Origin of the sequence: Chitinophaga sancti, from assembly GCF_034424315.1 — a bacterium.
Lineage (GTDB): Bacteria > Bacteroidota > Bacteroidia > Chitinophagales > Chitinophagaceae > Chitinophaga > Chitinophaga sancti.
Map to the genome: position 1 here is coordinate 6,468,430 of NZ_CP139972.1, position 11,785 is coordinate 6,480,214.

The window sequence follows — 11,785 nt, forward strand, 5'->3', positions numbered from 1 at the left end:
TTTGCACTCCCGTTTTGAACAAGACGAGGACTTGGCGAGGTAGCTCAGGCGGTTAGAGCGCAGGATTCATAACCCTGAGGTCAAGGGTTCAACTCCCTTTCTCGCTACAAAGTGATTAAGTTCACTGCAAACTTTTGGCAAGAAGCCCATAGAACATAGATTCTGTGGGCTTTGTCGCTTTTAGGACTTCTCACAGTCCTGAAATAAGAGGTTAGTAATTTTTAGACAATACAACATTCAAAGGAAATTTCGCCCACTAAGAGTTCTTATACTATATTTCAAGTAAAGGTGATTGAGGATTAACCGTAATATTCGTAAAAGTGGAATGAATATTATACACTTCGACATCCAGCCCCTGATAAGCGGCATACATTGTATTGAACAGATCCGTGGAAGTGATACCTTTTACCGTACATTCAGTGAAATTATCCGAACCAATTAACATTGTGAACTAAAACCAAACAAATACGGAAATCTCCCCTTGTTCTGTAACCTTATGAACCCTGCGGCTCCTCATACCCCCAAAGAAAATCTTATAACGATTTTGCCTCCTGCAAATTCTCAGCAAACCGTCCTACATGGGATGATATTTTAACATCCGGCGAGGATACTGAAATTGAATCAATAATTTTGTTTGAATAATAGACTATTAATTTCTCATTGAACCGGGTATCAGACCTAAACATTCTGGTAGGTACAACACCCTCAAACATTACTCGTTTCCCATTTTTTGTTACCAAATCAAGCGCTTTACTTACAGGAGTTTCTTTGACCCTTACCACTTGATTTTCTACCACCCAGTAATGATCATCCACCTGCCTGAATACTCTGCCATATGAAGCTACAAAGCCATAGCTGTTAAAAGCCATATTGTCTAAATTCCTCCTGACTATTAACCTCACACTGTCTACATCCTGTGCCTTATCAAATTGTTCTAAAAATACTTTGGGAAAAATAACTTCGTCAATCAGCGCCTTATATAACACTATTCCATCTTTGTAGTAGTAATAATGAATTGAATCCTGTATACTTTTAATAACCTTGGGCAACAATTTAGATTTTAAAAGAAGAGAATCCGTTTAGTATAAAAACAAGGTATCCCGCTCACAAACCATGGGTGTTTTAGAAACCGATATATGCCTAACAATGATGTGTCTGTCTGCCTTGTTTTTAGCAAAATAATTGCAGCCTAAGAATGACAATAAAATGGTTATGGAAAAGGGTAGCTTTCTCATATAGCTATATTCAATTTGGTCAACGGAGCAAAGCAAACAAACAATAAGCAAGTCCTGCAATATAGTTTCAACAGCTCAGTTTCCCAATCTATATAAGCCTCTCTTTACTTTGGCGATAAATGTCAACAATCTTATTGATTTCAAATTATTGACTATCAGTGAATTAGTCAATGGCTTGTTAATTGCCTAATTACTATTATAAACAGTGGAAAAGAGAATTACTATGCTCAACTAACAAGATTGTTAACTTTTAAAACTTATTTTATGCTTAAGAATCCAACTTTCTCCATCTGGATAGTATCCATTTACTTAGTCGTCCATTTAATCCTACTAACCACCGGTTTAACCGTTCCCATCATGCTCATCAGTCTCATACTATCCCCTTTCTTAGTCATCTGGATGGTATTCACAATATTAAAATATGGCAAATTCAGAAGACGCAGACTTAGCTATCAAAGACATAATTATCAATAAAAACATTCATGAAAGAGGGTGTTCACCAACGGTAATGAAAACCTTTTTCAGAAAAAAGCGGCAGGATTAATTCCTGCCGCTTAATATTTTTACAGTCTCTCTGCCGTAAACGTCATTTTATCCCCATCTACCAATACATCTTTCATATAATATACCAGGGTCTTACAATCATAACTCTCAACCGTTCCATTTATCCTCCCATCACTCATAATGGTCTTATCCTTTAACAACCAAAACCCTTCATCCGTTTCACTCGGCTCACAAACCACACCTCCATCATCATAATTATATTTTCCATTGCTATGCAATGTGATAATATCATCCTTTTCACATTCCTCTGTAAATTGCATAAAGTCTAAAATATCATTACTATCAGGTGCCTTATATTGTATTTTTGTCAGCTTATATGCCCCTGCGAGACCATCCATACTAATCCCACATGCAGGACTTTCTTCCTTTTCTTTCTTACAGGAGAAAAAAATAAAGCAGCATACCATCATCATAAAGATTTGTTTTGTTCTCATATTTTCATCTTTTGTTTGATAGTAATACCCTTTCCGCTATTGAAAAGGTTGGGAAATCACAGCGAAAAATATTTTTTTGCATGTACCCAACCTTTTGATGAAAATAGCAGTATTGATAAAAGGAAAAGATTGGAAAATGAAAAATGTAGCAATTATAATCGGGGGAATCTTATTAATGAGCTGCCGGACTACCATAAAGATGTCCATCCCGGAAGTGTTTAAGGAACAAGCCACTATGGAGCATGTTAAAGGTACAGGAACGAATAAAATGTCATTCGGAAAGATCAGTACGTCCAAAATTAAGAGAGGTGCACAAATCTCAGGAAGCGGATGGCAAGATCCTTATTACTTCCCGGAAAATATCCTATTGAACCAGATCGGCATCCAAAAGTCAGGATCAGTAGATACTGAAAAAGGGAAATTTCGCTATTTGCTCTCCAATGGCAAGGACCATATGGAAATCTTTGCCACGGAACACAAGATGGTAAGGACCGTTGATTATGAAGCTGTAAACATTAAAAGCGTTTTTAACAGTTTTGAACAGGTACAACAATATGACTATATTTTTTCAGCCATCATAAAACCTGATACCGCAAGGAAATGGGAACTTGTCATGACCAATAATTACGACAGGTATAAACAAGGTGATACCAATCCCTTTTCTATTGTGAAAAGAGCAGATCATGGCCTCGCTACCAACGGAGAAGATACGATCTACGTAAAACCATTAAGTCTTGAGCAAACAGAATCTGTAAATGGTAAATTAAGAAAACTACCATTTACGATCATGTCAGGTTATGAACTGAGTACCAGTGGTGGCGTCATTGCTGTAGTCGATATGATTGATAAAAACATCTGGTTCTATAATGAACTGGATGAAACAGAACGACTGCAAATCGGCGCTATTGGCACTGCGTTATTCGCAAGGAAAATACACAATGTAAACTGGTAGTAATCTGAAATAACCACTGGAACAGGAATTAGATAATATCATTCCCGAATGCCGCAATGGCAATAGAAAAGCACAAGCCCAGCTCTATAAAATGTTTTACGGCTTTGCTATGACGATTGCTATGCGCTATGCTACTGACGAGCACGAAGCCGCCGACATACTGGGGCATGCCTTCGTGAAAATGTTCAGAAGCATACACGCATTTGATGCCAATAAAGGCAATTTTCATGGTTGGGTGAAAAAAATTATTATCAATGAATCATTGGATCAGATTAAACTCCGTAGCCGTTTTGTGAGTCTTGAAATAGATGCAGTGGAAGAACCGTTTGTTAATAATAGCATAATAGAGAAAACAGATGCCGCAGCTATTCTGCAATTGGTTAGGCAATTGCCCCCCGCTACACATGCTGTCTTTGTTTTATACGCTATTGATGGCTATACGCACAAAGAAATTTCAACACAATTGAATATCAGTGAGGGCACCAGTAAATGGCATCTAAGTGAAGCAAGAAAAATTCTTCAGAAAAAATTAACCACTATAAATATTTAGTGAATAAAACTACTCCATACGAAGATTTAATAGCAGCAAAGCTGGACCAGATTCCTGTGCCGGATATGTCCGACAGCATCTGGGCCAACATCGAAATGCAATTAAATGAGATACCTGAAGCGCCTGAAACCAAACCTTCCAGGGGCAATGCAGGTAATGCCTGGTATGGAGTAATAACATTAGCCGTTGTCACTACATTATGCTGCTGGTTTTACACGCATAAGAAGCCTATTCCGAAACAAATAATCATCCCTCCGATAGAAATAGCTGTTCCTCCTAAGGACAGCCCTGCCATTATTAAAACTATTCAAAAACAGCTACCAGTAGTTGAATATAGAGACACCATACAAGCAGTGATCACAATACCAGAGGAATTAAAACCAGAACTGCCCGAATTAGCAGATTCCACTTTAACAAATCCCCCTGTAATAAATCCCCAGGTAGTTGAGCCTGCGCCGCCAATTAAAAAACATAAAGGGGTAAAAGGTATTTCCGGTGATGATTACAGACTGTCTGTACAAAGAAGGGATTCTATAAATCCTTGACTATATGTTACCGTATTATTCTAAATACGAAGAAAATCAATGCATTCCCCATAGCACCCAATACAAAAACTCTCCCGGGAATTCTTTAATTTTATTCTATGGACAAATTATTAGATCAACTTATCATCCGTTGGGAACAAGCCTTTGACGACATTAAAAACCTTCCTGCTTACAAAGCAGCCGTTAAAACCACTCAATACGCCGAAAATACCCGTTATAATCTCGAAAAATTTGACAAAAATTCCTTTCCATCCGATGGTGCTTTATCAAACAAAAAACAAAGCTACCAATATGGTTTCAACGACCAGGGTCTGCCCTGCTATGTTGCCTTCAACCATGATCACAACAAACTTTTCTGGGAGGGTTATTATAACTATACGGACAACCTCGCCGAGTATATAGAATTTAATATCAATACCGGTACGCCCTCTGCCATCACAAGGGTCATATTTGAAAATGGCCGTAAGGTCCTTACACAACGCTTATTTGTAAACGGCGGAGGTGCAGGTTACGCCCATCTCAAAGATGCCAGAGCAGAATTAATCAGGAAATACAAAGAAAACGCCGACTCTTTCTTCCTCACCGCTTCCCGCTTTCTATTTGACCAGGAAGGGAAAGTCATCCGCTCCGAAGGCATCCATATCACTCCTGGGATTGGAAAGTATACCTCTCATAATGAGTACACTTACGTTGATAACCAACTTGACAAAATCAAAACTTTCGATGCAAATGGCAATGGTCGCTTAACTTTCAGCCGTAATAGAGATAATCTAAGCCAGGAAGCACTGGTTGAAAAACTCGCGATGGCAATGGCTCAGGAAATTACAAATACCCTCCATCACCAGGAAATGAATGAGCCCCTCGCATTACTCGAATTAGGTTATCATTATGCTGACAACTACCTGCCTCTTTTAGGGATTCAAACGCAGCAACAAATAGCGGAAAGGCGGGATAAAGGAGAACTCGCATTCATTACCGACAATTACCTCGACGCAATCATTGATATCAGCTCCTTCGAAGACCTCTTCGCTCAAATGGAGCAATTAATGGAAGAGAAGTCTGACATGAAAATTGGCCGGACCACCCTCACAAGAGCTGCTGCCATCCTCACTGAAACCAAACTATTCGGAAAAATAAAAACCACTGGCGACTTCGCCGCATTTGCCATAGACTGGTCCATAGAAGGTCATAGCACTGAACACCTGGTCGAAATCCTCCTTGAATGTGGTGTGAAAAAAGAAACCATCACCAAATGGAAAGAAAATAAATTACTTGTCAGCCACGGTAAATAAAGCGAAGGGCCAGACATTGTCCGGCCCTCAGAAACTATAAATTAGGATTATTCTGTTCCTCCGTTTGCGGGATCACAAAGATGTAATACGGACTGTTCGCCACAAAATTACTACCATCCGAAAATCTCAACGTCGTATGATATTTCGCAGGTACCTGTGCTGTACTGCCATCTGGTCTGGTAATCGTTACCTTAATATCATTTCCGCCGGCATCTACATAAGCCTTACGTACCACTGCCAGTTGATTACGGATTATATCAGATAAACCAAATCCTTCCCCCCACAGCTCTTTCCTTCTCTCAATCAGGACCGCACTAATCAGCTCTGCCTGGGTACCACTGGTAAATAAAACAGCACCTCTTGCCCTGCGCAGCTCATTCAGTGCATCAATCCCCTGTGACAGGTTGCCCCCTCGTGCATAAGCTTCTGCTTTGATCAGCACAGCTTCTGCACTCCTCATTAATACGAGGTCCGCTGTCTGGTCAGATTTAAATTTAAACTTCTTATACTGCAGGTAGCCCTCCCTGGCAGATGCAGACCCATCCCATGAAAACAGCGTCTTACGAATATCACCATCATCAAATAACTCCTTAAAGAATGGATCTGCCATAAAACTGTAATAATATGAAGAGGAAGAAGATACATCCAGGAAATGAAAACTATAACTGCCATCACTCTGACTTGGAATCTCAGGATGGCCCCAGATCCACTCAGAATTATTCACATCATTAAATCCTTTGCTGTATTCCGTCTGCGCCATCAGCGGATAATCCTGTTGAGCTTCGGCAGCTGCTGTTGCAGCCAGATCCCAACGACCTGTATTTAAAAAAGCACGGGCCAGCAAGCCATTCACTACATCCACATTGATCTTGTATTTAGCAGGGCGGTCATAATCTGCCAGCAACTCTTTTGCTGCCAGCAGATCCGCAAATATAAGCTCATAGATATCTTTCAGTGAGGCTCTCGGATTCCCCTGTGTAGAAGCGGTAGTAGGCGTCGTATATATTGGGGCAGTCCTCGCCAGTGAATCTTTCAGATAAGAAAACTGGTAGAAAGATGCAAGCGTCAGATAGGTGTGTGCTCTCAATCCCAGTGCCTGTCCTTTCAGGAATTTTTTCTCGCTGGCATCACCTTCTACTTTATCCACATTGGCGATAATGATATTGCTGTTATTAATGATTTTGTACAGCTGGGCCCAGAAATAACTGACGCGCGACTGTGTCTTATCATTCATCTGCGTAAAGCGGTAAGCAGTCGGGAACCCGTACTTGGTTGTAATCAACGCCACATCATTCGCCATTGCATCACTGGTCAGTGAAATGGATTTGAAGCCCGGATTACTATAGGTTCCACCATAAAAGTCGTCCATCATAGATGCCCATGTACCTTCGGCGATGGTAGATAAATTGGAAATGTTTTTAAGCACAATGTCTTCTGATACTGCATCAGAGGGTGCTGTATCCAGTTGCTTATTGCAGGCAGAAAGACCAAGCACCGCCACAATAAAGTATTTATATAATTTCATTTTTTAGAATTAAGAGCCGTTAAAGAATTACAGTCCTACCTGTATACCAAATGAGAAAGTTTTCATTGCCGGATACTGATAATAGGTAGTACCATCAATAGATTGCTCAGGATCCATACCCTTATGACCATAGAAGGTAAGCAGGTTTTCACCGAGTGCATATACTTTCGCATTTCTGATACCTACCTTTGCTAACACTTTTGACGGCAGAGAATAACCGAATGATAGTGTCTTTAAACGGGCATAAGTGGCACTATATAAAAAGCGGGTAGAAGTAGACGTCCAGTTCAGGTTATCAGTAGTCAGTTTCGGTACATCTGTAGTTGTATGCTCCGGTGTCCAGCGATCAGCCAGTTCGGTAGACCAGTTGCGGCCTGGGCTGGAACCACCACTCAGCAGAGATACATAATCCAGATCCAGCACCTTACCCCCCAGGCTATACGCCAGTAAGAAAGAAAGTTCGAAATTGTGGTAATTGAATGTGTTACTGAAACCACCCGTTACATCAGGCAATGCAGAACCTGCATAATACTGTGTAGCATTCGCATAATTGGTAGTCGTTACTTTCTTACCTTCTGAATTTGTCTGGTACCAGAGCGGATTACCATTTGCCGGATCTACTCCAGCCCATTCACGCAGGTAGAAATCGTAGATAGATGTACCTACCATCAGTTTCTTCGTACCACTGATAATTTGTTGCTGTGGCAGTTCTGTAATCTTATTTTTATTCTTCGCTACATTCAGCCCAGCTGTCCATTTAAAATCTCTGGTGCTGACTGGTATTACATTCAGTTCCAGTTCCACTCCAGTGTTTTTCAGTGCACCGATATTGGCGCTGATAGAACTGAAGCCTGTAGAAGATGCCATTGGTTTTGCATACAACAGGTCCTTACTGATCCTGTTATAATAATTGATGCTACCATACACACGGTTGTCAAGAAAACCATAATCCAGGCCAATATTCAGGTTGAGATTGCTTTCCCATTTCAATCCCGGTGTAGCCAGTCTGGAGGTGATTACCCCTCCGTTACCAAGGTTATTCTGAATAGCATACAATGCCAGGTAAGAATAGTAGGAACTAAGATTGTCATTACCTGAAGAGCCATAACTAGCCTTTAGTGTCAGTGCATTCAACCAGCTTTCATCACGCAGGAATGTTTCTTCTGAAATCCGCCAGGACCCGCCAACAGACCAGAATGTACCCCATCTTGAATCGGGAGAGAAGCGGGAGGAACCGTCTCTTCTTGCTGAAGCGGTGAAGAAATACCTGTTCAGGTAATTATACTGACCTTGTCCAAAGAAACTCAGCTTGGTATAATTATCCGTTGTGCCTGTGAAGTCATTCAACTGTGAAGCTGCTGCCGGCTCATACAGATCAGGCAAAGCAAATTTCTGCCTGTTACCACTCAGTCCTGTAGAATTATAGTAGTAATATTCATGTCCTGCTAACAGGTTCAGATGATGGCCACCCAGCAGATCAGCATCGTAGGTGAAAATGTTATTCCAGGTATAACTCAATTGCCTGTCGCTGGATTTAGACACCTGTCCACCGATTTCTGCACCACCACCAAACAACGGATTGGTATAGAAGAGCGCATTCTCATTTACGTAATCGACATTATAACTGGTCTTGAAATGTAATGACTTCGTAATGGATGCCTCTACAAATGTTCTGGCAGAAACCAATTCTTTTGAATACCTGTTCTTATCCAGCGGCAAAGAACCAATCAGGTTTTCCCTTGCCAGTGCTGCAGATGGACGGTACGCACCGTAATCAAATTGTTTGTTACCATTTGGGTCTAACAGGAAACTGCCATCCGGATTGCGTTGATAAATAGGGTAGAAGCTGGGAATGGTTCTGCCTACCAATACCACATTATCTGTCTGGGAATCAGATGAGCGGGGATAATCCTGGATGGTGTTTGCGCCAGACAAATTAAATCCTGTCTTTAACCATGGCTTTGCCTGCAGGCTTACATTGCTTCTAAAGGTATATCGCTTAAATCCTGATGCAAGATAGGCTCCCTCATTATTGAGATATCCGCCACCTACAAAATAAGTTGATTTGTCGCTACCCCCGCTGAAGTTTAGCTGTGCCTGCGTATAGGCACCTGATTGCTGAATACCTTTTTCCCAGTCATCATTCCATAAAGGATGTGCACCCGCTACAATTTTTCCGTCTGTACCCACTGGCTGTGGATAAGCAGTGCCATAAGGATTGATCCCCAGATCAGATACCACTCTTGAACTGGCTGTAGCGGCTGCCTGGGCAGCGGTCTGACCATTGGTAATTTGTTTGTTTCTCAGGGCTTCCCAGTACAACTCAAAATACTGGTCAGTATTCAGTTTGTCATAGTCTTTTACGGCCCTGCTGCTCCATCCCTGGTTGAAAGCTGCATCTATATGAGATGTTCCTTTTAACCCCTGTTTGGTGGTGATGATGATCACACCATTTGCCGCGCGGGAGCCATACAGGTTAGCAGCAGTTGCGTCTTTCAGCACACTGATACTAGCAATGTCGCTGGCATTGATCGCATTGATATCTCCATCATAAGGAGCGTTGTCAATAACGAACAAAGGCGTACTCGATGCGTTGATAGAACCTACTCCACGTATCCTGATGGTAGAACCATTGCCTGGCTGACCATTGGATGAGGAGGATTGTAAACCGGTTACCAGGCCCTGTAATGCATTGGTGACATTGGGGGTAAGCCGGTTGTTAATTTTTTCAGCAGTCACAGTAGATACCGCCCCAGGGTACCCGGAACGTTTCACATTGGTGTAAGCAACAGCGACTACTTCATCCAGTGTGGTATTGGATGGTTTTAGTAAGATCAGCAAATTTGCATCTCCTTCATGTACTTCTGTCTCCAACGTTTCCCGCCCCAGATAGGAAACAGTAATTACTGATTTACTTGCCGGAAGATCCAGACGAAAATGACCTTGCGGATCTGTCGTGGTCCCAATAGTTGTACGGTTAATTTTAACAGTGACACCAGGCAGTGGTTGTTTGTTTTCAGCAGAGAGGACCTGACCCTCTACATGTCTTTGCTGCGCGAAAAGCCCCGTGCATGCAAAAAGTGCAAGCACCAGGATTAGACTTTGTTTGAACATGGGTTTGGATTATTATAACATTACTCTTAAGCTAATAGGTTATCAATGGTTCTTCTAAGTATTTTGGTGGAACACGCTAAAAGAATATAGGCAGGGCAAAAATAACATAAAATTATATAGTCTACCAAACCAATAGAATAATATTTGGCTTTTCTTTTCTTGAAAGGATATAATTTCTTATCTACCGATGGTAAAGAGAAAATACAAATCTTACAAAGAAATATTTTCAGGAAAGAAAAGACGGATTATCTTTATCCAATTCAGAACTAATACTCATTGCCAATACCTGATAATGATGAAATACATTTACGCCAGTCTGTTTTTATTGATCCTCGCTGCCTGTAACCAGAAAGCCGATACCCGCTCAGAGGAGATTATCATTGACCGGGCAGCAAATATCGAACAGGCTTACAAGGTGGTTGAAAAATACCCATTTATCAAACTGTATCCGCTTAGCTCTGAAAAGGACACCACTGCAGTAGATAAAAAACTGTTTAGCCTGAATATTGGTGATACCGCGACGATCGAAGCTAACTATTACAAAGTGATCGCTGATACAGGTAACTATACTTTCAGGGCACAATACATTCTTCTTGATGCGGCAGTATTAACACATGCGCATATAGATAGCCTTCGTACACTTATCCAGCAGCAGTACGCCGCCGGTAAATCATTCGAAGAGCTGAACAGCAAATACAACATGGACCCCAATCAAAAGGACGGGGATACAGGACCTTTCACTGCCGGCATGATGGTAAAACCATTTGAAGATGCCATAGCCAGGCATAAACAGGGAGATATCTTCACTGTAGATGTGCCTGATAAAAAATGGTATTTCGTTGTAAAAAAAACGTATGCTGATGTCGGGGAGAAAATAAGGATCGTATTAGGATTCAAAAAAGGAAATTAACGATAATAAGAAGTTACTGCTTCCTGACCTGTATAATTCGGTCCTGTCTGATCATCAGCACCTGTATAAGTCCAGGTGATAGGAATATGCCGGGAACCGGTACATGTCAGGAGCTTTCTTCTTGCATGATAATCAATAGCATTATCCGCGAACAATTTCTTTATATCCACTCCCTGAATATTATTCGGATCAATATTAGCTATAAATATTCCCTGTGGTTGTAAGGCGCTTAATGCATGCACTAGTACTTGCAACTTGTCACCCACATAATGAATGCCATGTACACAGGTGATCAAATCATACTGCTCAAAACTTATCCAGTCTACCAGTGATCTTACTTCAAACTCCAGGCAATTCACTGTGGCCGGTATCTCCTGAAACTGATCCACCAGGTCAATACCCTTCAATGTAATACCATCTTGGACTGATAACCCGCTTGCATATTGAATCAAAGCATTACCTTCCCCGCAACAAAGATCCAGCCATTTTACCGCTCCCTGTCTCGCCAGCAGATCATCCAGGTACTTTGATGGATTGAAAAATAATTCCTTTTCATAACTATTCACACCATTCGCTACCCGCTTACGATTCATCCTGTTATTTGCCACAATGGGAGACCAGATTAACTCAGTTTCTGACAGTAATTTCATGTCAGGAAAATACT

10 protein-coding genes and 1 tRNA gene are annotated in these 11,785 nt (G+C 41.2%); 6 read left to right on the forward strand and 5 right to left on the reverse strand.

The genetic code is table 11. The features are described from left to right. Window positions 1-33: 33 nt before the first annotated feature. A tRNA-Met gene (locus tag U0033_RS25385) sits at window positions 34-107 on the forward strand. A gap of 426 nt (window positions 108-533) precedes the next feature. Here U0033_RS25385 and U0033_RS25390 read toward each other — a convergent pair. Further along, window positions 534-1,049, reverse strand: a complete 516-nt coding sequence (locus U0033_RS25390) for a hypothetical protein (RefSeq protein ID WP_143150711.1) — start codon at window positions 1,047-1,049, stop codon at window positions 534-536. Between the two features lie 749 nt (window positions 1,050-1,798). Beyond that, complete coding sequence (locus U0033_RS25395; protein WP_143150712.1) at window positions 1,799-2,233, reverse strand: lipocalin family protein; 435 nt, start codon at window positions 2,231-2,233, stop codon at window positions 1,799-1,801. A gap of 136 nt (window positions 2,234-2,369) precedes the next feature. Here U0033_RS25395 and U0033_RS25400 point away from each other — a divergent pair, with 136 nt between their 5' ends. From U0033_RS25400 to U0033_RS25415, 4 genes are all read left to right on the forward strand, one after another. Continuing rightward, a complete protein-coding gene (locus U0033_RS25400) occupies window positions 2,370-3,185 on the forward strand; it encodes a hypothetical protein (RefSeq protein ID WP_143150713.1) in 816 nt (271 codons plus the stop codon). 40 nt (window positions 3,186-3,225) lie between these two features. Next, the gene (locus U0033_RS25405; protein ID WP_245801768.1) at window positions 3,226-3,735 is read left to right on the forward strand and encodes an RNA polymerase sigma factor; all 510 of its coding nucleotides are present in this window, start codon (window positions 3,226-3,228) and stop codon (window positions 3,733-3,735) included. Beyond that, window positions 3,735-4,280, forward strand: coding sequence for a hypothetical protein (locus tag U0033_RS25410; RefSeq protein WP_072360493.1), 546 nt, complete (start codon window positions 3,735-3,737; stop codon window positions 4,278-4,280). The genes U0033_RS25405 and U0033_RS25410 overlap by 1 nt, the downstream gene beginning before the upstream one ends. Window positions 4,281-4,378: 98 nt before the next feature. Next, the gene (locus tag U0033_RS25415) at window positions 4,379-5,572 is read left to right on the forward strand and encodes a hypothetical protein (protein ID WP_072360496.1); all 1,194 of its coding nucleotides are present in this window, start codon (window positions 4,379-4,381) and stop codon (window positions 5,570-5,572) included. A 34-nt stretch (window positions 5,573-5,606) separates the two neighbouring features. Here U0033_RS25415 and U0033_RS25420 read toward each other — a convergent pair whose 3' ends face one another. Together U0033_RS25420 and U0033_RS25425 are read right to left on the reverse strand one after the other, a co-directional pair. Further along, complete coding sequence (locus U0033_RS25420; protein ID WP_072360498.1) at window positions 5,607-7,097, reverse strand: RagB/SusD family nutrient uptake outer membrane protein; 1,491 nt, start codon at window positions 7,095-7,097, stop codon at window positions 5,607-5,609. A 27-nt stretch (window positions 7,098-7,124) separates the two neighbouring features. Continuing rightward, window positions 7,125-10,211: a SusC/RagA family TonB-linked outer membrane protein gene (locus U0033_RS25425; protein WP_072360500.1), complete on the reverse strand. Its 3,087-nt coding sequence runs from the start codon at window positions 10,209-10,211 to the stop codon at window positions 7,125-7,127. A 292-nt stretch (window positions 10,212-10,503) separates the two neighbouring features. Between U0033_RS25425 and U0033_RS25430 the strand changes: the two genes are divergently transcribed. Further along, window positions 10,504-11,121: a peptidylprolyl isomerase gene (locus U0033_RS25430; protein ID WP_218164023.1), complete on the forward strand. Its 618-nt coding sequence runs from the start codon at window positions 10,504-10,506 to the stop codon at window positions 11,119-11,121. Here the strand turns inward: U0033_RS25430 and U0033_RS25435 are convergent. Beyond that, window positions 11,118-11,771 (reverse strand): class I SAM-dependent methyltransferase, encoded by a 654-nt coding sequence (locus tag U0033_RS25435; protein ID WP_072360504.1) that lies wholly within the window; start codon window positions 11,769-11,771, stop codon window positions 11,118-11,120. The two genes, U0033_RS25430 and U0033_RS25435, sit on opposite strands and share 4 nt — an antisense overlap. Window positions 11,772-11,785: the final 14 nt, after the last annotated feature.

Excerpts from the sequence above, each read along its gene's own strand:
- U0033_RS25395 (WP_143150712.1), bottom strand. The coding sequence starts at position 2,233 with ATGAGAACAAAACAAATCTTTATGATGATGGTATGCTGCTTTATTTTT.
- U0033_RS25400 (WP_143150713.1), top strand. The coding sequence starts at position 2,370 with ATGAAAAATGTAGCAATTATAATCGGGGGAATCTTATTAATGAGCTGC.
- U0033_RS25415 (WP_072360496.1), top strand. The coding sequence starts at position 4,379 with ATGGACAAATTATTAGATCAACTTATCATCCGTTGGGAACAAGCCTTT.
- U0033_RS25420 (WP_072360498.1), bottom strand. The coding sequence starts at position 7,097 with ATGAAATTATATAAATACTTTATTGTGGCGGTGCTTGGTCTTTCTGCC.
- U0033_RS25425 (WP_072360500.1), bottom strand. The coding sequence starts at position 10,211 with ATGTTCAAACAAAGTCTAATCCTGGTGCTTGCACTTTTTGCATGCACG.
- U0033_RS25430 (WP_218164023.1), top strand. The coding sequence starts at position 10,504 with ATGATGAAATACATTTACGCCAGTCTGTTTTTATTGATCCTCGCTGCC.
- U0033_RS25435 (WP_072360504.1), bottom strand. The coding sequence starts at position 11,771 with ATGAAATTACTGTCAGAAACTGAGTTAATCTGGTCTCCCATTGTGGCA.